General features: G+C 63.5%; 18 protein-coding genes and 2 tRNA genes. 6 read left to right on the top strand and 14 right to left on the bottom strand.

Translation table 11 applies throughout. The features are described 5' to 3' along the window. Window position 1: 1 nt before the first annotated feature. Window positions 2–643 carry a carbonic anhydrase gene (locus M2341_RS09480; RefSeq protein ID WP_181559678.1) on the top strand — a complete coding sequence of 214 codons (642 nt, stop codon included), beginning with the start codon at window positions 2–4 and terminating at the stop codon, window positions 641–643. Between the two features lie 3 nt (window positions 644–646). Next, the gene (locus M2341_RS09475) at window positions 647–1,030 is read left to right on the top strand and encodes a gamma-glutamylcyclotransferase (RefSeq protein WP_264572843.1); all 384 of its coding nucleotides are present in this window, start codon (window positions 647–649) and stop codon (window positions 1,028–1,030) included. 241 nt (window positions 1,031–1,271) lie between these two features. Here M2341_RS09475 and ettA read toward each other — a convergent pair whose 3' ends face one another. Beyond that, a complete protein-coding gene (ettA, locus tag M2341_RS09470; protein WP_264572842.1) occupies window positions 1,272–2,951 on the bottom strand; it encodes an energy-dependent translational throttle protein EttA in 1,680 nt (559 codons plus the stop codon). A gap of 262 nt (window positions 2,952–3,213) precedes the next feature. Between ettA and M2341_RS09465 the strand changes: the two genes are divergently transcribed. Together M2341_RS09465 and M2341_RS09460 are read left to right on the top strand one after the other, a co-directional pair. Next, window positions 3,214–3,420 (top strand): hypothetical protein, encoded by a 207-nt coding sequence (locus M2341_RS09465; RefSeq protein WP_181559675.1) that lies wholly within the window; start codon window positions 3,214–3,216, stop codon window positions 3,418–3,420. 228 nt (window positions 3,421–3,648) lie between these two features. Beyond that, window positions 3,649–3,725: transfer RNA gene (locus M2341_RS09460), tRNA-Pro, on the top strand. A gap of 111 nt (window positions 3,726–3,836) precedes the next feature. On the opposite strand, the gene M2341_RS09455 is transcribed toward M2341_RS09460, so the two are convergent. After that, window positions 3,837–3,912 (bottom strand) — tRNA-Ile (locus M2341_RS09455). A 109-nt stretch (window positions 3,913–4,021) separates the two neighbouring features. Then, a complete protein-coding gene (locus tag M2341_RS09450; RefSeq protein WP_264585057.1) occupies window positions 4,022–5,746 on the bottom strand; it encodes a histidine kinase dimerization/phospho-acceptor domain-containing protein in 1,725 nt (574 codons plus the stop codon). 148 nt (window positions 5,747–5,894) lie between these two features. Here M2341_RS09450 and M2341_RS09445 point away from each other — a divergent pair, with 148 nt between their 5' ends. After that, complete coding sequence (locus tag M2341_RS09445; protein WP_181559673.1) at window positions 5,895–6,368, top strand: Lrp/AsnC family transcriptional regulator; 474 nt, start codon at window positions 5,895–5,897, stop codon at window positions 6,366–6,368. A 104-nt stretch (window positions 6,369–6,472) separates the two neighbouring features. Here M2341_RS09445 and M2341_RS09440 read toward each other — a convergent pair whose 3' ends face one another. Beyond that, window positions 6,473–7,777 carry a hypothetical protein gene (locus M2341_RS09440; RefSeq protein ID WP_181559672.1) on the bottom strand — a complete coding sequence of 435 codons (1,305 nt, stop codon included), beginning with the start codon at window positions 7,775–7,777 and terminating at the stop codon, window positions 6,473–6,475. A gap of 306 nt (window positions 7,778–8,083) precedes the next feature. On the opposite strand from M2341_RS09440, the gene gyrA reads away from it, so the two are divergent. Beyond that, window positions 8,084–10,795 carry a DNA gyrase subunit A gene (gyrA, locus tag M2341_RS09435; RefSeq protein WP_264585056.1) on the top strand — a complete coding sequence of 904 codons (2,712 nt, stop codon included), beginning with the start codon at window positions 8,084–8,086 and terminating at the stop codon, window positions 10,793–10,795. Window positions 10,796–10,845: 50 nt separating this feature from the next. Here the strand turns inward: gyrA and alr are convergent, their stop codons facing one another. The 10 genes from alr to M2341_RS09385 all read right to left on the bottom strand — a co-directional run bounded on the left by alr (window position 10,846) and on the right by M2341_RS09385 (window position 23,939). Beyond that, on the bottom strand, window positions 10,846–11,892 hold the full coding sequence (gene alr, locus M2341_RS09430) for an alanine racemase (RefSeq protein ID WP_264585055.1): 1,047 nt from the start codon (window positions 11,890–11,892) through the stop codon (window positions 10,846–10,848). Between the two features lie 84 nt (window positions 11,893–11,976). Then, a complete protein-coding gene (locus tag M2341_RS09425; RefSeq protein WP_264585054.1) occupies window positions 11,977–14,664 on the bottom strand; it encodes a TonB-dependent receptor plug domain-containing protein in 2,688 nt (895 codons plus the stop codon). Window positions 14,665–15,001: 337 nt separating this feature from the next. Continuing rightward, window positions 15,002–16,189, bottom strand: coding sequence for a non-hydrolyzing UDP-N-acetylglucosamine 2-epimerase (gene wecB, locus M2341_RS09420; protein ID WP_264585053.1), 1,188 nt, complete (start codon window positions 16,187–16,189; stop codon window positions 15,002–15,004). Window positions 16,190–16,341: 152 nt separating this feature from the next. Then, window positions 16,342–18,018, bottom strand: a complete 1,677-nt coding sequence (locus M2341_RS09415) for a formate--tetrahydrofolate ligase (protein ID WP_181559667.1) — start codon at window positions 18,016–18,018, stop codon at window positions 16,342–16,344. Between the two features lie 87 nt (window positions 18,019–18,105). Then, the gene (locus tag M2341_RS09410) at window positions 18,106–18,972 is read right to left on the bottom strand and encodes a methylenetetrahydrofolate reductase (protein ID WP_264570305.1); all 867 of its coding nucleotides are present in this window, start codon (window positions 18,970–18,972) and stop codon (window positions 18,106–18,108) included. A 92-nt stretch (window positions 18,973–19,064) separates the two neighbouring features. Next, a complete protein-coding gene (gene ligM / locus M2341_RS09405; protein ID WP_181559665.1) occupies window positions 19,065–20,480 on the bottom strand; it encodes a vanillate/3-O-methylgallate O-demethylase in 1,416 nt (471 codons plus the stop codon). Window positions 20,481–20,825: 345 nt separating this feature from the next. Then, window positions 20,826–21,368 (bottom strand): VOC family protein, encoded by a 543-nt coding sequence (locus tag M2341_RS09400; protein WP_264585052.1) that lies wholly within the window; start codon window positions 21,366–21,368, stop codon window positions 20,826–20,828. Between the two features lie 13 nt (window positions 21,369–21,381). After that, complete coding sequence (locus M2341_RS09395; RefSeq protein WP_264585051.1) at window positions 21,382–22,098, bottom strand: alpha/beta fold hydrolase; 717 nt, start codon at window positions 22,096–22,098, stop codon at window positions 21,382–21,384. Window positions 22,099–22,116: 18 nt separating this feature from the next. Beyond that, window positions 22,117–23,130, bottom strand: a complete 1,014-nt coding sequence (locus M2341_RS09390) for a zinc-dependent alcohol dehydrogenase family protein (RefSeq protein WP_264585050.1) — start codon at window positions 23,128–23,130, stop codon at window positions 22,117–22,119. Between the two features lie 50 nt (window positions 23,131–23,180). After that, complete coding sequence (locus tag M2341_RS09385; RefSeq protein ID WP_264585049.1) at window positions 23,181–23,939, bottom strand: glutathione S-transferase family protein; 759 nt, start codon at window positions 23,937–23,939, stop codon at window positions 23,181–23,183. Between the last annotated feature and the right edge of the window lie 12 nt (window positions 23,940–23,951).

The raw sequence follows: 23,951 nt of genomic DNA, 5'->3' as shown, positions 1-23,951 counted from the left end.
CATGGTACAGTTTTCAGACATGCTCGAAGGATATCGCCGGTTTCGCGGTCAGGACTGGTCTGAACAGCGCACGCGCTGGGCGGAACTGAGCGAGGGCCAGAGCCCGCGCGTGATGGTGATCGCCTGCTCGGATAGCCGCGTCGATCCGACCCAGATTTTCGACACCAGTCCCGGCGAAATCTTCGTCGTCCGCAACGTCGCCGCGCTGGTCCCTCCGTTCGAGACCAATCCCGGGCGGCACGGCGTCTCCGCTGCCGTCGAGTTCGCCGTGCAGTTCCTCGGCGTGGGGGAAATCCTGGTGATGGGCCACGGCATGTGCGGCGGCTGCAACGCCGCGCTCACCCGCGCCATGCACGATGCGGCGCCCGGCGAGGGCGGGTTCATCGCGAACTGGATATCCCTGCTCGATGATGCGCGGGCCGAGGTCGTCGCGACGCATGGCAGCGATCACGGCGGCGCGGCGGGCCGGGCGATGGAACTGGCCGCCGTCAAGGTCAGCCTCGCCAATCTGCGCACCTTCCCGTGGATCGCGGAAAAGGAAGCCAGCGGCGCGCTGGCGCTCCGAGGCGCATTCTTCGCCATATCGGATGGCGTCCTGCACGTGCTCGATGAGCAGAGCGGCGACTTCGCTCCGTTCGAATAGGCGATGGACACAGAAGTCGCCTTCTTCGTCTACGGACTGTTGATGACAGGCGGCCCGGGCTTCGCTGCGCTCGGCATGGAGGGCGGCGTGCGCCGGCTCGGGCCGGACCGGGTGGTCGGCCGGCTCTATCATCTGGGTGATTATCCCGGCCTGGTAACGGGCGAGTCCGGCGTGGTGCATGGCGAACTGATCGGCATCCGCGATCCACTGCTGCTCGAGAAGATGGATGTCTACGAGTTGTACGATCCCGATAAGCCCGGCGCGTCAGAGTATCGCCGCATCGAGGTTGACCTGCTGGATAGTGGGCGCCGGGTCTGGACCTATGAGTATAATCGCAGTGTTGAGGGTTTGCCGGTGATCGCCACCGGCCAGTGGCGCAACGCGTAGTCTGGCGTCACGCCGACATCCAGCGCTCTAGCCACATTGGGTCGATCCGCGCCGAGTCGGCGGACGCTGGTGGAGCTGTTGGTCCAAATTACCAGCACGGTGACGACCCCTTGTCCGTCAAAGCCATCCGCCGCAACACCAGATCGGCTCCAATGCTGCAGTAAGGGGCAGCCGAGCGGCCTGGCGGGAGCGGCGATGAGTCTCTGACTCACCGAGCTCCCCGCCCTGCTCCGCAACCTCGTTACCTGGTCAGCTTCTTGTAGGCGAGTCGCGTCGGGCGATCCGCCGCGTCGCCCATGCGGCGGCGCTTGTCTTCCTCATAGGCCTCGAAATTGCCTTCGAACCATTCGACATGGCTGTTGCCCTCGAAAGCGAGGATGTGAGTCGCCAGGCGGTCGAGGAAGAAGCGGTCGTGGCTGATGACCACGGCGCAGCCGGCAAAGTTCTCGAGCGCGTCTTCCAGCGCGCGCAGCGTCTCGACGTCGAGATCGTTGGTCGGTTCGTCGAGCAGGAGGACGTTGCCACCCTCCTTGAGCATCTTGGCCATGTGGACGCGGTTGCGCTCACCGCCCGAGAGCTGACCAACTTTCTTCTGCTGGTCCGGCCCCTTGAAGTTGAAGGCGCCGACATAGGCGCGCGTCTGCAACTCATGCTTGCCGATGGTCATCAGATCATGCCCGCCGGAGATTTCTTCCCAGACGTTATGATTCGGATCGAGCGCATCGCGGCTCTGGTCGACATAGCCCAGGCGCACGGTCGGCCCGACTTCGATGCTGCCCGAATCGGGCTGTTCCTGCCCGGTGATGAGCCGGAACAGCGTAGATTTACCCGCGCCGTTCGGGCCGATCACGCCGACAATGCCGCCCGGCGGCAGCGTGAAGGAGAGATCATCGAACAGCAGCTTGTCGCCATAGGATTTGGTGAGGTTCTTGGCCTCGATCACCTTGCCGCCAAGGCGCTCGGGTGTCTGGATGACGATCTGGGCCTTGCCCGGCGCGCGATTCTCCTGCTTCTCGACCAGTTCGTCGAACGCCCGGATACGCGCCTTGCTCTTGGTCTGGCGCGCCTTGGGCGACTGCCGGATCCACTCCAGCTCCTCCTTGATCGCCTTCTGGCGGCCCGCATCCTCACGCTCTTCCTGCGCCATGCGCTTGGCCTTGGCGTCTAGCCAGCTCGAATAATTGCCCTCGAAGGGGATGCCCCGGCCGCGATCCAGCTCCAGCACCCAGCCGACGACATTGTCTAGGAAGTAGCGGTCGTGGGTGACGAGAATCACGTTGCCGGTGTAGTTGATCAGGTGTTGCTCCAGCCACTGGACGCTCTCGGCATCGAGGTGGTTGGTCGGCTCGTCGAGCAGCAGGATATCCGGCTTTTCCAGCAGAAGGCGGCACAGAGCGATACGGCGCTTCTCACCGCCCGAGAGATTGTCGACGCTCCAGTCGCCCGGCGGGCAGCGCAGCGCCTCCATGGCGATCTCAAGCTGATTGTCGAGCGTCCAGCCGTCGACCGCGTCGATCTTCTCCTGAAGCTCGCCCATCTCCGTCATCAGCGCATCGAAATCGCAATCTTCCGGCGGATCGCCCATGATCGCGCTGATCTCGTTGAACCGGTCGACCAGATCGGCGACAGGCCGCACGCCGTCCTTCACATTTTCGATCACCGTCTTGTCGGGATCGAGCTGCGGCTCCTGCGGCAGATAGCCGACGCGAATCCCCTCGGCGGCCCACGCCTCGCCGGTATAATCATTGTCGATGCCGGCCATCACCTTCATCAGCGTCGATTTACCGGCGCCGTTGACGCCGATGATCGCGATCTTCGTTCCCGGCAGGAACTGAAGGTGGATGTTGTTGAAAAGCGGCTTATTTGCGCCGGGGAAGGTCTTGGTGAGACCCTTCATGACAAAGCTGTACTGGACGGCCATCGGGAAACGGTCCTCTTGAGCGGAATGGAGTGTCTTTGAATTGGCGCCCGGTTAGCTTACGGCGGGTCCATTGGCAAATCCCGGCTTGTCCCGCTCCGCCGCTCTTCGCGCCATCACCATCAAAGCGCTGTCCCACACGAAAAACCGTCCCTTATTGCCAAGCACTTTGGTTGATAAGGCTATTGATTTCCCTGCGGCATGCGTTAATTGGGCCGCTCGTGCCCTTTGCTGTGCACGACCTTTGCTATGGGAGCCTAATAATATGAAGAAGTTTGCTGTGGCCGGCGCCGCGATCGCGCTCATGAGCCTTGCAGCGTGCGGCGAGAAGCCGGCTGCTGAGACCAACAACGTCTCCAACGAGCTGGTTGTGAACGAGCTGGACGCCGCTGCCAACGCTGCTGACAATGCTGCGAACGCGATGGACAACCTCGCCAACGTCTCGAACAACGCGGCGAACGCAGCAGAGTAATCTGCGACTGCGCTTCTGCGCATTGTTCAAGGGCGGCGTCGATCATCGGCGCCGCCTTTACATTTGGTGGTATGGTCGCCGGCTCTGCCGTTTAGATCGTGCCAGCCAATTACAGGCACCGGTGATCGTCTTGCGATCATCCCTGCGCCTCCACCGGGTACATCCGGGATCGGCGCGGCCTTTGTGCTTGCATCAAGGGCAAAGCGAAAGCTAAGGCCCGCCCTGGATCGGGGAGTAGCGCAGCCTGGTAGCGCATCTGCTTTGGGAGCAGAGGGTCGCAGGTTCGAATCCTGTCTCCCCGACCACTTTTCCCTTATTTTCTGAATAGTGTGATCGGCATTGCCACGGCCGAGCCGGGCGGTCGCTCCGTCTCTGGCGAGGAGCGCAAGGCGCAGCAACGTCCGCTCTTCGATGGATGGTGGGCCCGGCAGGACTCGAACCCGCAACCTAGCCGTTATGAGCGGCCAGCTCTAACCATTGAGCTACAGGCCCCATTCTCCACCGCAGCGCGCAAAGCGCCGGCTCTCGGCGCGTTAGCTTGCGGCGATCCCGCTTGGCAAGTCTTGATGCATGGTGGGGAGCGGAGCGAACAGGCGTCGGATCAGCCGTTATGGCCCTGCTCGCGATAGGCCTCGGGCGCGGTCGGCAGCACGATGCCGAAGGCCTGTGCCGTGATGGCGAACTCCCCGCCGAGATGGCGGACGATTCCTCGCACCAGTTTGAGGGTGAACGCAAGGCCGAGCGGCGGCGTGTCGCCATAGAGGCGCTGCTCGACCACATAACCCTGTTCGAGAAAGGCGCGCGCCTCGATGCCGCGCAAGGCCGTCGGGCGACTCATCGTCAGGCTCACGGAGGCCCGCTCCGGCGCCGGGCAGACGCATAGGACAAGCTGTTCGCCCGCAGCCAGTCCGGCATGGCCGATGCGGATCAGGTGATTCAACATGCGTTCGATCTGGTTGCGGTCGCCATGCACAAGGCTGGAACCGCTCTGGACCGAGAGATTGACGGCCTGGCCGAAGCCGGCCGCGTCCACCACTCGGTGCAGGGCAGCGGTCAGATCGACATCATCCTGCTGGGCAGAGAGGTCTCCCCGCTCCAGTCGGCTCGCCGCGTCGAGATCGTCGAAGGTCGTCAGCAATGCCCGTGCATCCGCCAGAATGGCGCGCGCAATGTCGCGATAGACCTCAGGGACCGGGCCCAGGATCTGCGCCTCGATCATTTCGCCATAGCCCTGCACGGCGTTTAACGGCGTGCGCAACTCATGGATCAGTTGCCGCGTGCTGGTGGCAGAGAGCGTGGCGCCCTCGTCGCTCGGCTGCGTGTCGATGGGGCGAACCGGCGCCTCGAACCGCCGCTCACGCCGGGCGATGCCGGTATAGCCCCGGAAGCGACCGCTCTGCCGGTCAAAATGCGGTTCGCCGGAGATGCGCCATTCGCCCGCCAGCGCACCGTCCTGCAAGGTCAGGCGGCTATTCTCGAATGCGGCGCGGTGCCGAAATGCCCCAAGCGTGGCGCCATCCACTCCATGGCTGACATCCACGCCCGGCGTCGCAATGCTCAGGCCAATGATCGCTTCGGGAAATGCGCCGTCGGTCAGGCGAACGAGGCCCGAAGCATCGGTCTCGAACTGAAAGCTGTCGACATCGGCGTCCGGCGTGCTCTGGACCCGAGACTCTTGCTGGACTGCATCCGGCACCGGGTCAGCGGCGCCGGCCGCCTTGAACGGGTTCGCCTTCTTGAACCGCTCGATTTGCGCAACGAGACGGCCGATCTGGCTTGCCTCGTCTGTGCTGCCCGAGCGATCAAGCTCCTCGGTCGCAACGACCCGGTCCGCACTCGGCGTCCCGGCTTCCGCCTGCCGAACCTCAGTTGGGGGCAGCGACAGATCGACTTCGCCGAAGCGTCGTAACGCGGCCATTGCGGCTTCCGGCAGATCCGGACGGCGACGGAGCACGCTGCGGGCCAGCGGGCCCAGATGGGGTATCATCGCGGCCCAGTCTTCGCCGGTCAGGCGGACAGATTTCATCATCGCCACGACAACCGAAGGATGATCGCCCGCCAGCCACTGCACCAGCGTGGGGGAGCGGAGTCTGGACCCAAGTTCCACGACGGATGCGATGCGGCCTTCCAAGCTCACCTTCGGCCGGGCTTCCTGCAGGATGGTCAGGATGGTGTGGGCCTCGTCCGGCGAAAGCTTCTGGGTTTCCGCGCCGGAGACATCATATTGGGCAAGCAGATCCATGCACTGGCGCCAGCGCGTCACGGCGGCACCTGTGCCCTCGCCGCCATTGGCCAGCACCGTCCGCAGAAGATCGTTGAAACGCATTCAGTTGGCCCCTGTAACGGAACCGCGTGTACTGATGGTAAACCGACCCGCCTAGCGTTAAAAAATGGGACGTTGCATTGTGGGACAATTACGTTGCAGCGACATTATATGTCTGCAAGAACATCTACCGTGAAAGGAAATGTCCTCTATGCCCGGTAGTTCGCTGGATGAGACCGACGTCAAATTGCTCGACCTGCTTCAGGAGGATGGTCGCCTGACCAATGTCGAGCTGGCACGGCGCGTCGGCCTGACCGCCCCGCCCTGTCTGCGCCGGGTGAAAAGCCTGGAGGATCGCGGCTTCATCGCCTCCTACCACGCCCATCTCGATCCGGTCGCCTTGGGCTACACGACGACAGTGTTCGCCATGGTCAGCCTGAAAAGTCAGGCGGAAGAGGATTTGCAGGCATTCGAGGCCCATGTCGCGGCGCTGCCGGAAGTCCGCGAATGCCACATGCTGAACGGCGAGATCGATTTCATCCTCAAGGTGGTGGCGCAGGATCTGCGCAGCTTCCAGCAGTTCCTCACCTCGCAGCTGACGCAAGCGCCCAATGTGGCCAGCGTGAAGACGTCGCTGACGATCCGCACCTCCAAGAACCTGCCGGGCGTGCCGGTCGGCCGCTGAGCGCGCGCGTGGCCAAGAGCTGAGGCAGTCCGTCCAACGCCCAATAAAAATGCCGGCGACAAAGCCGCCGGCATTCTAACTTTTTTCGATCGAACCGCAGGTGTTCAGGCGTTGGGGCTGTTCAGCCAAACCGTCCAGAGGTCGGCGGTCCGCTTACGCACGCCGGTGCCGCTGACCTTGCCGAATGCCTCGAGAGCGCCGGCCTTGTCGCCCGAACGTGCCAGCGCGATGCCGAGGCGCGTGTTCACCTCATCCGCATCCACGCCGCCCTTCTGCAGCGCGAGGCGATAGAGGGTGACGGCCTTGGCATTGTCGCCATAGCTCATGAAGGCACTGGCGGTGTTGGCTGCGGGCTTGCCGGTGGCGGCAGAAGCGGCACTCTTCTCAGAGGTTGCCAGCGATGCGCGATCCTGCGTGATCCCGCTGGTCGCGACCTGATAGAGGTCGGACAGCGTGGTGCCGCTCAGAACGCCGCTGGAGCGGCCCTGATCGATCACGGCCTTGACCTCGCCGGGCAGGCCGAGGCGATTGGCCGCCTCTGCATATTCATTATAATTATAGGCGCTCTTGAGCGACTTGGTGGCCGCCATCAGACGCATGATGTCGATGCTCTCGTCGCGGGTGGCATTGGGATATTCGTCCTGCAACATCCGCAGCACCAGCGCCCAGTTGTCCGGCGTGCCGCTGACGGGCAGTGCCAGCTTGGTCCAGTCGGAGAGCGTCGGCGACTTGGCGAACACCGCCATGCTCAGGCCCTTGTTGTACCAGCTCGCATCGACAGGCTGGCCCGATGCCTTCTGCAGTTCGATCGCGCGCTTGAGGTGCGGCAGGCCCTGCTCCACCTTCGCCTTGCCGGCATCGGTGAACTGGTTGTTGACGATCTGGTCCTGCGCCTCGTTGAAATAGGTGTTGGCGATCAGCACGTCGGGCGTGGGGCCGCCGTAACCGCCGTCGATGGCCGACTGGAAGTGGGTGCGGGCCTGATCGTACTGCTTGGCGTTGAAGGCGAACTGGCCGACGAAATAGTGGAACTTCGCTACTTCGGTCGCCGGCGTCATGCCGGAGTCGATCATCGCTTCCAGAGCCTGGCGCTGGATGGCCTCATCCTTCTGGTTGATGCCCACCTGCAGCAGCAGGCTGCCGAAGAAGTAGCGATCGTCGGGCTTCGTCGCCGTGGACTGGATCTCATCCAGCTTCGCCTTTGCGCCCGCAAAATCCTGCTTCTTGACCAGCTCCTGGGCTTCGACCGCTCCCTTCTGGAAGCCGCGGCTCAGCGAAATCTTGGGTGCCGAACTCTGTTCGGCCTGCTTGCCATCCCGGCTCTGCGCCGATGCGGGAGCCGTTGCAAAGGCGCCCGCCGCAAACGCGGCCAGGGTGATCGTAAGAGCAGTGGTATTGAACAGACGCATCAAATATTCCTCCAGAACTAAGATCTCGGCCCCCAAGTCGCGGATCCCGCTGACTTCATGGCCCTGCACTGCAGGATCACGCGTGAACGGGAATTGAATGTCGCTATAACCACCGTTCCGGGGCTTGTCATGAGGGCGCGATGCCGGTTGGCACGGGAAATCCGCAAGCCGTCGCGCTCCCGCCCCCATTCGGCTTCGACCGGTCCGAGGCCGCGTGCAAATTTGCCCTTTTCTCTGGCCTTTTCTGCAGTCGCGGGCTAGTCACACCGCTTCGAGTTCCCACCACGTAATCATAAGAGAAAACGCTTGAGCGACGAGACAATCCTCGCCGAACCCTCGGATATCAGCCCGATCAACATCGTCGATGAGATGAAGTCGAGCTATCTCGACTACGCCATGTCGGTGATCGTGTCCCGCGCGCTGCCGGATGTGCGCGACGGGCTGAAGCCCGTACATCGCCGCATCCTGTTCGGCGCCCACGAAATGGGCTTCACCTATAACAAGCCCTATCGCAAATCGGCCCGCATCGTCGGCGACGTGATGGGTAAATATCACCCGCACGGTGACAGCTCGATCTACGACGCATTGGCGCGCATGACGCAGGATTGGTCGATGCGTGTGCCGCTCATCGACGGCCAGGGCAATTTCGGCTCGATGGACCCGGATTCGCCGGCGGCCATGCGCTACACCGAGGCGCGCCTCGCCAAGGTCGCCAACGCACTGCTCGACGATCTCGACAAGAACACGGTCGATTTCCTACCGAACTATGATGGCAGCGAGAGCGAGCCGCAGGTGCTGCCTGCCCGCTTCCCGAACCTGCTGGTCAATGGCGCCGGCGGCATCGCGGTCGGCATGGCCACCAATATCCCGCCGCACAATCTCGGCGAAGTCCTGCGCGCCTGCAAGGCGTACATGGATAACGGCGCGATCTCAGCCGAGGAGCTGATGGAAATCGTGCCGGGGCCGGACTTCCCAACGGGCGCCCTCATCCTCGGCCAGTCTGGCGCCCGCTCGGCCTACACCACCGGGCGCGGATCGATCATCATGCGCTCGCGCCATGTGATCGAGACGCTGCGGGGGGACCGTCAGCAGATCGTCCTCACCGAAATCCCGTTCCAGGTCGGCAAGGCCGGCCTCGTCGAAAAGATCGCCGAGGCGGCCAAAGACAAGCGGATCGAGGGCATCTCGGACATTCGCGACGAATCCAACCGCGAGGGCGTCCGCGTCGTCATCGAGCTGAAGCGCGATGCCACGGCGGATGTGGTGCTCAATCAGCTGTGGCGGCACACGCCCGCGCAGTCGAGCTTCCCGGCCAATATGCTCGCCATCCGTGGCGGGCGGCCGGAACTGCTGACGCTGCGCGACATCATCGAGGCGTTCGTGCGCTTCCGTGAGGAAGTGATCACGCGCCGGACCAAGTTCGAGCTGGCGAAGGCACGGGATCGCGCCCACATCTTGCTTGGCCTCGTCATTGCGGTCAGCAATCTCGATGAAGTCGTGCGCATGATCCGCGGGGCGAGCAGCCCGGCGGCGGCCCGCGAGGCGCTGCTGGCGCGCGCCTGGCCGATCGGGGATATCGCGCCCTATCTCAAGCTGGTCGAAGCCGCGGATGATGAGCCCTCGGGCAGCGTCTATCATCTGTCGGACGCGCAGGTTCGCGCCATTCTCGATCTGCGCCTGCACCGGCTGACGGCGCTTGGCCGCGACGAGATCGGCAACGAGCTCAAGGGGCTGGCCGATGCGATTGCTGGCTATCTCGAGATCCTCGCCAGCCGCGTTCGCCTGTTCGAGGTGATGCGCGCCGAGTTCGACGCGATCGAAGCCGAATTCGCGACGCCGCGCCGCTCCACCCTCGCCCCTGCTGCCGACGGCATCGAGGATGAGGACCTGATCGAGCGCGAAGACATGGTCGTGACCGTGACCATGTCCGGTTACATCAAGCGCACGCCGCTCGATACCTTCCGCGCCCAGAACCGCGGCGGCAAGGGCCGCGCCGGCATGGCGACCAAGGAAGAGGATGTCGTTACCGAGCTGTTCGTGACCTCCACGCACACGCCGGTGCTGTTCTTCTCGACGCTGGGCAAGGTCTATCGCCTCAAGGTCTGGCGCTTGCCGGAAGGCGGGCCGGCCACACGCGGACGTCCGATGGTCAACCTGCTGCCGCTGGCCGAGGGCGAGACCATCCAGACGGTGCTGCCACTGCCGGAAGATGAGAATGAATGGGCGCAGCTCCATGTCATGTTCGCCACCGCCAAGGGCAGCGTGCGCCGCAACAGCATGGATGCGTTCGCGAATATCCCCTCGAACGGCAAGATCGCGATGAAGTTTGAGGGTGAGGACGCCGACGACCGCCTGATCGGCGTCGCGCTCCTCAGCGAAGAAGATGACGTGCTGCTGGCCTCCCGCCAGGGCAAGGCGATCCGCTTCCGCGGCGATGATGTGCGCGAGTTCCAGAGCCGCAACTCCACCGGTGTGCGTGGCATGACGCTGAAGGAAGGCGACGAGGTCATCTCGCTCTCCGTGCTCCAGCGTGCCGGTATTCAGGACATGGAAGAGCGCGAGGAGTATCTGCGCTTCGCTCCATGGAAGGGCGAGAAGGAGGGCGAGCCGAAGATGGCTGCCGACCGTTTCGAGGCCCTGCGCGCCCGCGAGCAGTTCATCCTGACCGTCTGCGCCAATGGCTATGGCAAGCTCTCCTCGGCCTTCGAGTATCGCCGCACCGGGCGTGGTGGCCAGGGCATCACCAACATCGACAATATCGAGCGTAACGGCCCGGTCGTGGCGAGCTTCCCGGCGACCCGCGAGCATCAGCTCATGCTGGTGACCGATCAGGCCAAGCTCATCCGCATGGGGCTCAGCAGCCTGCGCGTGATCGGCCGTGGTTCTGCGGGCGTGCGCCTGTTCGACGTGGCGCAGAACGAGCATGTCGTGAGTGCCGCGCGGATTGAGGAAAGCACGGACGAGGTCGAGGCGGACATGCCGGCGGCCGACAGCGAAGCATCCGACACCGCGGAATGAGGAACAGGCCCGTCAGCGTTGCCTTGAGCGCGCTGGCGGGCGGTTCATAACTAAACCCAGCGCCGCTCGAACCGCTGGCCGAGCCCGGTCAGCAACTCATATTGCGACAGACCGGTGTGCGCTGAGGCGCTGGGCAGATCATACGCCACCTCCAGCCACGCCCCTTCCTCCAGATCCGGTGCCGTGCTGACATCGACGGCGATCAGGTCCATGGAGACGCGCCCCAGCAGCGGCAGCCGCTCTCCGCCATGGAGCATCGCCCCTCCCCCGGCAAAGGCGCGCAGATAGCCGTCTGCATAGCCAAGATTGACGATCGCCGTCTCGACGGGCGCCTTCGCGGTGAAGGTCGCGCCATAGCCCACTGTTTCGCCAGCTTCGACCCGGCGCCGCTGGAGGATCTGCGCATGGGGACGCACGACCGGGCGGATATGGCCGGTCGCAGTTGGCGTCGGCAGGCCGCCATAGAGCGCGAGCCCGGGCCTGGTGAGATCGAAAGCGTAATCGCTCCCAAGCAAAATGCCTGCGCTGTTGGCCAGGCTGTAGCGCCGCGCCGGCACCTGCTGCCGCACGGCCTCGAAGCGCGCGCGCTGCACCGCGTTCAGATCGGACGTTTCATCGGCGCAGGCAAGGTGGCTGCAGAGTGTCTCGATCTCCAGCCCGTCCAGCACGCCAGCGCCAAGTTCATCGGGGCGTAGGCCCAGCCTGTTCATGCCGGTATCGATCATGACATCGCACGGGCCGCCGCCTGCAGCTTTCCATCGGGCGACTTGCGCGGCGCTGTTTAGCACCGGTCTTGCCGGTGCTGTCAGCGCAAAAGCCAAATCTTCGGCGCGCACCCCGTGCAACACACTGAGCGATGCGCCTTCCAGCAATGGCAGCAGAGCCGCCGCTTCCTGCCATGTCGCGACGAAAAAATCACGGCACCCGGCGGCCAGCAGATGCTGAAGAGCCTCGGTCGCGCCCACGCCGTAGCCATTGGCCTTGAGAGCCGCCCCGCAGGCTGCCGCCCCACTCTGCCCTGCGAGCCACCGCCAGTTGGCGATCAGCGCGTCACGATCCAGATGCAGGGCCAGCGGCGATGAGGGACAGTCGATCATGTCGGCGGGGTAGCGTGCTCGCCCCTGCCCGTCGAGAGCAATCCGGCCACCCGCGCCCTGCTGGAGGGCGCGGGTGACATCGGGTCAGAATGCCTTGCGGACCGTCAGCGAGACAAACCGGCCGAGGGGGTTCGCCACAGTCGAGTCATAGACCTGATTGTTGGCGATCGCCGCGAAGGGTGGCGCGGCGTCGAACAGATTGAGCGCACTCAGCGAGAAGGACAGGCCGCTCAGCACGCCATCCGCCTTGGGCACGTCGTAGGTCAGCGTCAGATCGACCGTCGTGTAGGAGTCGACGGACTGCGATGGCGCGATGGTGCCCACCGTGTTGGTGTAGGCATTGGTATAGTTCACGAACATCGTGGCGCCGAAATTGTCGCCCCGCCACCCGAGATTGGCGCGGCCACGGAACCGCAGCGGGAAGTTGGCCAGGTTCAGTCGGTCCACCGTTGGCGAGGTCGGGCCGGTCGCTCGCCCATAGCTGAGCAGATAGGTGCCCGAGACGCCGATATTGGCCGATCCACCGCCCAGATCGAACGCATAGTTGGCGAGGAAATCCAGCCCGTCCATCTTGATGCGCCCGACATTGTTGCGGCGGGCATCGACAATGGCATCGACATCGGAAGCTGCAATGATCGCCGGCGGCGCCCAGGGCAGATCGTAAATCGCGTTCACCTGCGCGACGGTCGGGTTGAAGGTCACGAACGGCGCGTAGGCCGGGTCGGTGAAGACCTGCACGCTGAACACCGGCGCTGTCTCGATCACGTCCTTATAATCGATGTTGAAGTAATCCAGCGACGCAGTGAAGCCGCTGCTCGGCGGGGTGAACTTGACGCCAACCGACCAGGTCGTGGCCTTCTCAGGCTTGAGATCGGCATTGCCGCCGACATATTCGATCACATTGCCGAACGGCCCGAAATTGGGGATCGAAAAGACCGTCGCCGTACTGGCGGGGTTGGTATCGGACAGCGTCGGCGCCCGGAATGAGGTGCCGTAGCTGGCATGAGCCGAGACGCCCGGCACGGGATCGTAGCGAATGCCAAACTTCGGATTGGTCGTTCCGCCGACGTCGCTATAGTGATCATAGCGGCCGGCAATGTTCAACTCGAGCCGATCGATGCCCGGCATGGCATTGGCCGCACCGACCAGCGGCACGTTCACCTCCGCAAAGGCCGACCAGACGTCGCGAGAGCTGGCGGTATCGCCAAAGAGGTTGATCTGCGAGAGCGACGGCCCGTTGATATTCTCGGCGGCGGTGTTGCGGTAATAATCATGGTGGAACTCGCCGCCCACCGCCATGCGCACCGCGCCGCCGCCGATGTTGAAGAGCGCACCGTCCGTCTTCACGTTGACGAGGTCGACCGTGTAGAGGCCGGTCACGTCGAAGAAGGCGACAAGGCGGTCGATCTGATCGCGGCTGTTCTGCCCGGTCCCGTAGACGTTCAGGGCCGTCGCGGGGTTGGAATCAGCCAGCGCGGCGGAGAGCAAAGCCGTGTTCAGGAAACCGTCCGTCTTGGCGCCGCCTTCCGTGGCGCCATGGGAGCCGTAGATGGAAAGCTGCCAATTGCCATCCAGCGAATAATCGAACCCGGTCGCCAGCTGGTAGGAGCTTTCGTAGATGTTGCCCTGGATCGGCCCATATTCGTTAAAGGCATATTCGACGATCTGCGAGGTCTGCCCCGGCGCGAACTCGATGAAATAGGGATTGCTGCTCGGTACGGGCGTCGCGGCGCCCAGCGTCAGAGACCCCGCGCGCTGGTTCAGGGTCCGCTTGGAGTAAAAGCCGCTGGCCCACATCTTGAGCGCAGGCGTCAGTTCCTGATCGAGGCGGCCAATGACGCTCCAGCGCTTGAGCTGCGGCAGAAGATCATTGTTCACATAGCTTTGCTGGAAGTTGGGCGTGGTCGAGAGGTTGGCAGGCGTCAGATTCTCACCGCTGCCACCCGGAAGTCCGTAGCGGGTGAGGGTCGCGGGATCGATCACATTGCCCGGCGAGCTGGTGAAGGCGCAGTTGTTCAACCCGCCAAAAGCACGCTGATCGCACTGGAACAGCTCCGCGCGATCTTCCTGGCGCAGGCGGCTGTGGTAATAATAGTCGCCGGCAATCATCACCGAGCCGGTGTCCCACTTCTTACCGAGAATGGCATTGCCCTGCCATTCGTCATAGCCATCAGCGAAGCCGTAACGCGCGCTGGCCTCTAGCCCGTCAAAGTTGCGGCGCAGGATCAGGTTGGCGACGCCCGCGACAGCATCCGAGCCGTAAGTGGCCGAAGCGCCGTCCGCCACGATGTCGATCCGTTCGAGCGCAATGGCCGGGATCACCGAGGCATCGAAGAGCTGGCCGGCAACACCGCCCGGAGGTGCGCGGCGCCCATCGAGCAAGGTGAGCGTCGCCTGCGTGCCGAGGCCGCGCAGGTTAACGCCATTGGCGCGGGTGCTGTTGAGCGTCGCGCTGTTGACGTTGGTGCCCAGCGTGGCTTCGCCCGGCCCCAAGGCAGAGACCTGCGGAATGGTCTTGAGGATATCCGATGTCGTGGCCAGCCCCGTGTCGCGGATTTCTTGCTGGCCGACCGCAATCACCGATGAACCTACCGGCGCAACGCCGCGCAGCTGGGTGCCGGTCACCACGATGTCGGCGGTGTTCGCGGCATCATCCTCGGACTGATTGTTCTGTGCGGTGCCCGTCTGAGCGCTGACACTCTGCGATGCAACAAGCGCAGCAAACGACACGAAGCCAAGCGCAGATGCGCGCCGGAAGCCATTTTTGGCCATGATCCTCCCCAATATGTCAGCGCGATCGGCCCTACTGTCGATCGTCAATATCGACTTACGAAAATGAATACACTTTGTCTAAACATTTTTGCAATCGATTGCTCCGACAAATGCAACTGCTTTAGATTATGTCGGATTCTGCGGGTCGGTCGTTCGGTGCGCTCCTTCCCGATGGCTGAGCGAAGGGGAACGAGTCGAACTGCGTCGAAAGTAGATGCCGGCAATTCTATCAGCCCTGCATCGGCAAGCCCGCAGAAATCGGAGATAAGCGAGATTCAGGACATTCGTACGATTTCGACGATCACTCGCAGGCGAGATCTTGATATCAAGCCGCGCTCTATGGCGCGCTCGGGGCGTGGGAAACCGATTGCAAGTTTGCGAGACTGGGCACTACCCATCGGGCTGCGGCTTCCTCTGCCAGCACTGCCGCGATGCGTGCGGCGGCTTGGCCATCCCCGAAAGGACTATGGGCATGGGCCATGGCGGCATAGGCCTGCGGGTCGTCCAGCAACCGCGCGACTTCAGCGACTATGCGATCAGGGACGGTGCCGATGAGACGGGCGGTGCCTGCCTCGATGCCCTCTGGCCGTTCGGTCGTCTCGCGCATGACCAGCACCGGTTTGCCGAAGCTGGGCGCTTCTTCCTGGATGCCGCCACTATCCGTCAACACCAGGGAAGCTGCATCCAACAGGCCTACAAATCCTGGATAATCCAGCGGCTCAATCAGCGCGACATTCTCCAGGCCGGAAAGCGCGGGCTCCAGCGTGGCGCGGACCTGTGGATTGGGGTGGACCGGCCAGATGATGGCCACATCGTCGCGCTGGGCGAGGGTGCGGATGGCGGCGGCAATGTTCGAAAGCCCCTGCCCCAGATTCTCCCGCCTGTGGCTGGTGACGATAACGATCCGGCGCCCTGCAAAGCGCCGCAGCACGGGTGCGATCGAGCCCGCCAAAAAAGGCTGCTCCCGCAGCCTGACCTGAGTCGCGAGCAAGGCATCCACCACCGTGTTGCCCGTCACGATGATCCGCCCTTGGGTATGCTCGGCTTCCAGCGCTGCCGCCGCCCCCGCCGTCGGGGCGAAGTGCAGATTGGCCGCGCAGGCGATGATGCGGCGATTCACCTCTTCGGGCCATGGGTTGTAGATATCGCCGCTGCGCAAGCCCGCCTCGACATGCCCAACCGGAATGCGGCGGTAATAAGCCGCAAGGGCGGCCATCATTGCAGTCTTGGTATCGCCGTGGACCAACACCCTGTCGGGCCGTTCGGCGTCGAACACGGCACCCAAGGCGAGGATGAGCCGCGCCGTCAACGTATCGAGCGTCTGGTCCGGCGCCATGATGTCGAGATCGAAGTCCGGCACAACCCCGGCGAGGTCGAGAACCTGGTCGAGCAAGGCCCGATGCTGTGCGGAAACGCAGACCTTCGTCTCGATCTGCGGTAGAGATTTCAGCGCATCATAGACAGGAAACATCTTGATGGCTTCGGGCCTCGTGCCGAAAACCAGCATCACTTTATAGCGCACCATCGTTCGCTTGCCCCCCACAGACAAGGACTGTTTAACCGATGGTTAATACGCGGTAAATACTTGTTAACCGGAAAAGAAAATGGCCCGCCAGCAACGCCGACGGGCCAATCTCTCAAAGCAGGAGGCCGCTAGCCTCCTTCAATCTTAATTGATCAGAACAGACCTTCGATCTGACCCTTGTCGTCCAGACGGATGAAGTCCGCCGACGGCGTCTTGGGCAGGCCGGGCATGCGCATGATATCGCCGCACACCGCAACGATGAACTCAGCGCCTGCCGACAGGATCACGTCGCGCACCGGCACGACGTGGTTGGTCGGCGCGCCGCGCAGGCTCGGGTCGGTCGAGAAGCTGTACTGCGTCTTGGCCATGCAAACCGGCAGATGGCCATAGCCATCGGCTTCCCAGCCCTTGAGCTTGTTGCGCACGCTGCTGTCGGCCGTCACTTCGCTGGCGCGGTAGATGCGCTTGGCGATCGTGTCGATCTTGTCGAACAGCGAGAGGCCGTCCTCATAGATCGGCGCGAAGTTGGACGAACCGCCCTCGGCCAGGGCGACAACCTTGCGGGCCAGCTCTTCGGTGCCCTTGGAGCCATTGGCCCAGTGGCTGCACTCGACCGCTTCGGCGCCCGCGGCTTCCGCGATTTCCTGAACGACAGCCATTTCCTCGGCCGTGTCGGTGACGAACTGGTTGATCGCCACGACCACGGGCACGCCGAACTGACGGACGTTCTCGATGTGACGGGCGAGGTTGACGCCGCCCTTGCGCACCGCGTCCGGGTTTGCCGTGCCGAGATCGGCCTTGTCGACGCCGCCATGCATCTTGAGCGCGCGGATGGTGGCCACGATGACGGCTGCGGAGGGCTTCAGGCCAGCCTTGCGACACTTGATGTCGAAGAACTTCTCGGCGCCAAGGTCAGCGCCGAATCCGGCTTCGGTCACCACATAGTCGGCGATCTTGAGCGCCGTCTTGGTGGCGAGCACCGAGTTGCAGCCATGCGCAATGTTCGCGAACGGCCCGCCGTGGATCAGCACGGGGTTGTTCTCGAGCGTCTGCACGATGTTGGGCTGCAGCGCGTCCTTGAGCAGGACGGTCATCGCGCCCGATGCGTTCAGCTCGCGGGCCAGCACGGCCTTGCGGTCGCGGGTGTAGCCGGCGTGGATGTTGCCGAGGCGACGCTCCAGATCCTTGAGGTCCGAAGCGAGGCAGAGGATCGCCATGACTTCCGACGCCACGGTGATGTCGAAGCCGTCCTCGCGGGGGTAGCCGTTGGACACGCCACCGAGCGAGTTAACGATCGAGCGCAGCGCGCGGTCGTTCATGTCCAGCACGCGACGCCACGCGATACGACGCGGGTCGAGGCCGAGCTTGTTGCCCCAGTAGATGTGGTTGTCGATCAGCGCGGCGAGCAGGTTGTTCGCCGAGGTGATGGCGTGGAAGTCGCCGGTGAAGTGGAGGTTGATGTCCTCCATCGGCACGACCTGCGCATAACCGCCGCCGGCAGCGCCGCCCTTGACGCCGAAGCACGGGCCGAGCGACGGCTCACGCAGCGCCGCAACCGTCTTCTTGCCGATGGCGTTCAGGCCGTCAGCAAGGCCGACCGTCGTCGTGGTCTTGCCTTCGCCAGCGGGCGTCGGGTTGATCGCGGTAACAAGGATGAGCTTGCCATCCTGATTGCCCTGGACGCTGTTGATGAAGTCCCAGGACAGCTTGGCCTTGTACGGGCCGTAGTTAAGCAGCGCGTCCTGCGGGATGCCGACCTTTGCGCCGACCTCGGCGATGTTCTGCATCTTCGCTTCGCGTGCGATTTCGATGTCGGAGCCTTGAGCCATGATTCTCCTAGCCTTTCCATGATACGGCCCGGAACGGGCCGACCGTCTTTGTCCGGAATTAATTGAGCGGCAACGGACGCCGGAGCGTCAGATGCCCTGCTTGCCCTTGAAGTTCACGATCCACTCATTGGTCTTCACCAGACCGCCGAACGGATAGAAATGAAGGTGGACCTTGCCATGCTCTTCGCCCAGCGCGGGGACGAGGTCGGCGATCACCGGGTCGGGACCGGCACTGCCGATCAGGCTGGTGATCGAGAGGCCGTATTTCTTCACAACCTTGGCGGAGGTGCCCACACCGCAGCGCGCCGCAAAGCGCAGCAGCGTCTTGATCGAGGCCGGGCCGGCAAGGCCGATGCGCACGGGGCCATCAATGCCCTCGGCGCGGATCTGCTTGAGCCAGTCGAGCACCGGATCGGCATCGAAACCGAACTGGGTCATGATCGAATAATCGATCCCCTGCTCCTTGAGCGAGGCGACCTTGTCATGCATCGCCTTGACGAGCTTTTCGTTGGTGATGTCCGGGTGACCTTCGGGATAGCCGGAAATGCCGACATGCTGGATGCCATATTCCTTGAGCGTGCCCGAGGAGATCACGGCCAGCGCGTCGTCATAGGGCCCGAGCGGTTCGGAAGGATCGCCGGCGATCACGAAGACATGCTTGAGGTCGATCTGGGCGGCGAGCATGTCGAGGAAGCGGTTGAGGTCTTCCTTTACCAGCAGGCGCCGGGCGGAAATGTGCGGAACCGGCTTGAAGCCGAGGTCCTGGATGGCCCGAGCCGCGCGGACGCGATCCTCGAACTCGGCACCCGGCAAAAAGGTGCAGGAAATGAGCGTACCCTGCGGGATCATGTGCGCGGCATTCTGCAGCGCTTCCACGTCCTTGGGCGTGATTTCGAGCGAGTAGTCTTCAAACAGCCGCGCCAGTGCGGTCTTGTCCAGGGTTGCCGTAGCCATGAAAAGTCCTCGCCTCGATTAGGGCTTATAGTGTCTTCGGAAGGTCGTCGGGGCGGCCACCCCGGAGGATGGCCGCCCGCAACGGATCAGGATCAGGCGTCGACGCGAGCGCTGCGCCAGCCGCCTTCGTAGGTCTCGCGCGCGGTCACCGAATAGGGAACCGGGCTCACGACGGCACGAACAGCGATCTGCTTGTGCGGCTCGACGGTGGACTTGCGCGTGCCACCATTTTCCTCGCCCCACAGAACCGTCAGCTCGGTGCCAACCGGGATCTCATGGTCGATCGTCGCGAGCGAAAGCGCGCGCTTCTCGTTGTACGAGTAGCCGGTGAACATCGAGATGCCGACCGTGTTGCCAGCGGCGTCGAGGACGGCGTCGGCATTGGTGTTGGCATAGTTGGCCAGCGGCAGGTCGAAGAACTTGTAGTGCGAGTCGGCGTCGGCATCGAACAGCGAACCATAGATCTTCGCCATGTCGTCGCCGTTCCAGGCCAGCGTGACCTTCTTGCGCTGCGTCGAAGCATCGAGGGCTTCAAGCGCTTCGCGGCCGATGAAGTCGTGGTCGAACTTCACGAACGGACCGTAACCGATCTCATAAGGATTGGTGTAGTAATCCTCGATGTTGTTCGAGACGAACGAACCGCCGATCGCGCCGGTGGCTTCGTAGCTCTTGGCCGGCAGCCACTCACGATAGGCCTTCAGCTTCTCGCCGGTGTAGATGGCCGGCAGCGGGCTCGGAATCCAACCGGATTCCAGCGTGTTCGAGGGATAAGCGCGCGAACCGACCTGCACCAGGCCGAGATCCTTGCCAGCCTCGACGATGGCGCCGCGGATGTCTTCCATCTCTTCGTACGGACCCCAGATTTCGAGGCCCGGCGCACCGGCCATGCCGTGACGGAGCGTGCGCACCGAGCGGCCAGCGATGTTCATGGTGGACATGTTGAAGAAGCGGAGCTGCTCGAGCTTGCCGCCGTGCAGCTTCTCGATCACGTCCCAGGCGTTCGGACCCTGGATCTGGAAGCGCCAGTAGCTGCGGTTGACGGGCTTACCCATCGGACGCGAAGGCGAACGATCGTCATAGACGATCTCGACGTCGTAGCCGCCGGTCTCGGCATGGTACTGCAGCCAGTTGGCAGCCGGCGCGCGGCCGACATAGCAGAACACTTCGGGCTCTTCCCAGAAGATGATGCCGTCGCCGATGACGTGGCCATAAGGCGTCACGGGCACATACTGCTTGGCCTTGTTGACTTCCCAGCCCTTGGGCGAGTTGATCATCGTGTCGGTCAGGAGCTTGAGCGCGTCCTTACCCTTGATGAACAGGTTGACCATGTGGTGCGACTGATCGAACAGCACGGCAGCGTTGCGCCAGGCCCACTGCTCGGAGCGCCAGTTGGAGAATTCCGGAGCAACGACCGGATACACATAGGCGCCGATCTGGCTGTTGCGCAGCATTTCCACCGGATTGCCGGCGGCGTTGAGCACTTGCTCAAGATTGGTAGGGTTGGACATCAGAGAGCCTCTCCATTTGGATCGCGAGAAACAAGGGTCTGCGTTCGACGAGAAAGTCGAATCGATGGACGGGCGGAACATACGAAATTTTGTATGTTACACAAACGAAAAATTGGAAGGCCGCCCAGACCCTCTGGCGCAGAAATTAGCGAATTGATAGGGATTTATCACCTCGCAACGGCGTCAAAAAACTACGCCTTCATGCTGCAGCAGCGAACCAGTTTCCGGCCCCATCGGAGCCGGTTCCCACGGATCGCCGGTTCATGCCATTTCCACAGCGCGGGGTATCATGCGTGGCCATGTTGCTGCGCAATATGATTGAGGCCGCGCGGGGCCTAAACCGGCTCACAGGAAGGGCCGGACGGGGTCCCGACCATCCCAGTCCTGCGTCTGCTCCCAGAAGGCGGTGAAGCCTGCATCCATGCCAGCCGTCGCAGGAATCAGTTCGACGAAGCCCGGCGCCCCCGGCCCGCCCTCGAAGAACGCCACAGAGCCACCGGTCGGAACGGGCGCCCGCTGGACCAGTGTTTCCCCGCGGGCAACCCGGCGCGCCACCTCGTCCTCGATGTCCTCGCGCGCGACACCGAAGTGATGGAAGCCATAGCCCACGCGATCGATGGTCTCCTTGTAGACCGATGGATGGTCGTCCAAAGGCTGGATCAGCTCGATATTGGTCGAGCCGGCAAAGCTCATCGCAATGGCGCTGCTGCTCTTGCAGGTCTCGCCGCGATAGACATGATCCGGCCCCCCGAAGCTCGGCAGGACGAACCAGGGCCCGACGCCCGTCCGCTCGATCCACCAGTCGATCGCCTGATGGATGTCGCGGACCACATAGGCCATCTGGCAGATGGTGCCGATGTCCCCGCCGAAGCCAAATTTCCTGGTCATCCGTCTCTCCTCTTCATTCTTGTTCTGCGATGGTCGCCAGAGCACCCGCGAGGGTTTCCGGCATGGAAATGAACGGGCTGTGGTCGCTCTCGAGCGCGGTCACGCTGCGGCAAGGCAGCACCGCCTGCATCGCGCGTTGCACGTCCAATGGAAAGGTCCGGTCGCGAGCGCATTCGATGTAATCGCGCGGCACCCGGCCAAAGCGATCTGCAGTGAGGCCCAGCGCCGTGCCGAATGGCCTGACCGGCTCATCGATAAGCTGCGCGGCCGACTGCCGCTGGTCTTCAGCACTGCACAGCTGATAGAAGAATTCCGCCGCAGCCGTTGGATCGAACCGCAAGCCAAGGCCTCCATGGACCGGGCTGAGCGCGGCGCCGAAACGGCCCGTCTCCATCGAGCGCCCGATCACGTCATACAGGCTTTGCCCATCGGGGATGAGCGCGCCGCTGATATAGACCAGCGCCGCGAACGCCTCCGGCGCCAGCTCGGCGGCCTGGCTGGCGATGACGCCGCCGCGGCTATGGGCGCACAGGATCACCGGCTCAGCCTGGCGGCGGGCCTCCCCAACGATAAACTGCGCCCAGCCCTCCAACGAGACCTGCGCCATGGCGCGCGCGTCGCCACCGGCACCCGGCAGGTCCGGCGCGATCATGCCGTGCCCGGCCCGCTCCAGGGGCGCGCGCAGGCGGTCGAAGCACGACCCGCTATGCCAGGCCCCGGGTATGAACATGAAGCGGGCCACGCGATCTCAGCGAACGTCGATCACCACCTTGCTGAAATGTTCCGAACCGCTGCCATGCGCAAAGGCCGCCTTGGCATCCTCGAACGTATAACGGGCGCCGATGACCGGCTTGATGCCGTTGACGTCAATTGCCGCAGCCAGTCGTCGCGCCATGCCGCGCGAGCCGACGAAAATACCCCGCAGCGTGCCGCCGACGAACATCAGGCCTGATGGGTTAGGCCCGCCAACGGGATTGAGCACGCCGATCAGTGCAACTTCGCCATTGTGGCGCAGTGCGGCCATGCTTTGCTGCACCGTGCCGGCACCGCCGACCTCGACAACCTTGTCGACGCCGCCCAACGTGGTGGAGACATGCTGACCCCAGTCCTCGATCTCGCGATAGTTGATGAGATGATCGGCCCCCAGCGCCTTGGCGCGCTCCAGCTTGGCGTCGCTGGAGGAGGTGATGATGACCTCACAGCCGGCCGCCTTGGCGAGCTGCAGGGCGAGGATCGACACCCCGCCGGTGCCAAGCAGCAGCACGCGTTCGCCGGGTTTGACCGGCCGTGGGCCTTCAAACAGCGCATTCCAGGCCGTCACACCGGCGCAGGGTAGGCAAGCCGCCTCGGCATAGCTGAGCGACTTGGCGATGGGGACCACGCCCTGCTCCGGCAGAACGACCACTTCGGCGAGCATCCCGTCAGCGCCGGCCGCGCCGAGCGCAAGGCCCGCAGCCGGATTGGGCGGGCCATCGTCCCAGCTCTGGAAGAAGGTGCCGGCCACCCGGTCGCCCGGCTTGAACTGCGTCACACCCGCACCCACGGCAATGACTTCGCCCGCCCCGTCAGACAAGGGAATGGTGGGGTTGGGCACCGGACCGCCGAGATAGCGCCCGAGCACCACCGCCTGATCGCGATAGTTGAGCGAACAGGCATGAACCCGGATCGCCACCTGGCCGGGGCCGGGCGCGGGCTGATCGCGCTCGACCAGATGAAGATCGTCGATCGAGGTGGCCCCCGCCGCCAGTTGCCATGCACGCATCGTCAAACTCCTTCACTCATCTCAATTCACTGTGTCGCCGGCTACAGCGCCTAGCGGTCGCCAGACCAGGTCCGCAGGCCCGGCGCGGTGCGGTCTTCGCTGGCCAGCGCCTCGGCGACGGCCGGGCGCGCCCTCACCCGCTCGCGCCAATCGACGATCCGCGGGTAGTTGGTCGTAACATCCAGCTCCGGGAACATCCGCTCCACCATCGCGCCGCAATGGCTGAAGAAATTGATGTCCGCCGTCGTGTACATCTCGCCGGCCAGCCAGGGCGTCTCACCAAGCTGGGCCTCGATCTTGCGCAGTGCATAGATGATCTTATCGGTCGCGTTGGCGAGGTCCGTCTCGGAAAAGCCAGAGCGCGCGGTCGCCCATTTCTTGCGCTGATCGGGGAGCGGAATATGCTCGAGCAGCTTCTCGAACTCGCCATTCTCGATGTTGCGCGCGATCACGCCGACGAGCCGGTGCCAGCCATGCATGGAGACATAGTTCATGACATGCTCGTCCACAAACTTGTTCCAATAGCGCACCTTGGTCTTGCCGAGCGGATCGTAGGGCATCAGCGGGACTTCGGGAAAGACGTCTTCCAGATACTCGTTGATGACGGTCGTGTGGGTGATCACGGCGCCATTATGGACCAGCACCGGCACCTGCCCTTCCGGGTTGATCGCCTTGAACCAGTCCGAATGCTGCTCGAACTTGTGGAGATCGACATAGATCGATTCATAAGCCAACCCCTTCTCCTTCAAGGGGATCATCGACTTGAGCGAATTGGCCAGCGGCTCGGCGTGGTAATATTTGAGCGTCATCCTGAGGGTTCC

The organism is Sphingobium sp. B7D2B (assembly GCF_025961895.1).
Classification (GTDB): Bacteria; Pseudomonadota; Alphaproteobacteria; order Sphingomonadales; family Sphingomonadaceae; genus Sphingobium.
Note: the sequence above shows the minus strand (reverse complement) of the source record. Positions and strands in the feature narration are given on the sequence as shown.

Bases quoted from the DNA above. Each gene is read 5' to 3' on its own strand.
- M2341_RS09480 (WP_181559678.1), top strand. From the start codon at position 2: ATGGTACAGTTTTCAGACATGCTCGAAGGATATCGCCGGTTTCGCGGT.
- M2341_RS09475 (WP_264572843.1), top strand. From the start codon at position 647: ATGGACACAGAAGTCGCCTTCTTCGTCTACGGACTGTTGATGACAGGC.
- ettA (WP_264572842.1), bottom strand. From the start codon at position 2,951: ATGGCCGTCCAGTACAGCTTTGTCATGAAGGGTCTCACCAAGACCTTC.
- M2341_RS09465 (WP_181559675.1), top strand. From the start codon at position 3,214: ATGAAGAAGTTTGCTGTGGCCGGCGCCGCGATCGCGCTCATGAGCCTT.
- M2341_RS09450 (WP_264585057.1), bottom strand. From the start codon at position 5,746: ATGCGTTTCAACGATCTTCTGCGGACGGTGCTGGCCAATGGCGGCGAG.
- M2341_RS09445 (WP_181559673.1), top strand. From the start codon at position 5,895: ATGCCCGGTAGTTCGCTGGATGAGACCGACGTCAAATTGCTCGACCTG.
- M2341_RS09440 (WP_181559672.1), bottom strand. From the start codon at position 7,777: ATGCGTCTGTTCAATACCACTGCTCTTACGATCACCCTGGCCGCGTTT.
- alr (WP_264585055.1), bottom strand. From the start codon at position 11,892: ATGATCGACTGTCCCTCATCGCCGCTGGCCCTGCATCTGGATCGTGAC.
- M2341_RS09425 (WP_264585054.1), bottom strand. From the start codon at position 14,664: ATGGCCAAAAATGGCTTCCGGCGCGCATCTGCGCTTGGCTTCGTGTCG.
- wecB (WP_264585053.1), bottom strand. From the start codon at position 16,189: ATGGTGCGCTATAAAGTGATGCTGGTTTTCGGCACGAGGCCCGAAGCC.
- M2341_RS09415 (WP_181559667.1), bottom strand. From the start codon at position 18,018: ATGGCTCAAGGCTCCGACATCGAAATCGCACGCGAAGCGAAGATGCAG.
- M2341_RS09410 (WP_264570305.1), bottom strand. From the start codon at position 18,972: ATGGCTACGGCAACCCTGGACAAGACCGCACTGGCGCGGCTGTTTGAA.
- ligM (WP_181559665.1), bottom strand. From the start codon at position 20,480: ATGTCCAACCCTACCAATCTTGAGCAAGTGCTCAACGCCGCCGGCAAT.
- M2341_RS09400 (WP_264585052.1), bottom strand. From the start codon at position 21,368: ATGACCAGGAAATTTGGCTTCGGCGGGGACATCGGCACCATCTGCCAG.
- M2341_RS09395 (WP_264585051.1), bottom strand. From the start codon at position 22,098: ATGTTCATACCCGGGGCCTGGCATAGCGGGTCGTGCTTCGACCGCCTG.
- M2341_RS09390 (WP_264585050.1), bottom strand. From the start codon at position 23,130: ATGCGTGCATGGCAACTGGCGGCGGGGGCCACCTCGATCGACGATCTT.
- M2341_RS09385 (WP_264585049.1), bottom strand. From the start codon at position 23,939: ATGACGCTCAAATATTACCACGCCGAGCCGCTGGCCAATTCGCTCAAG.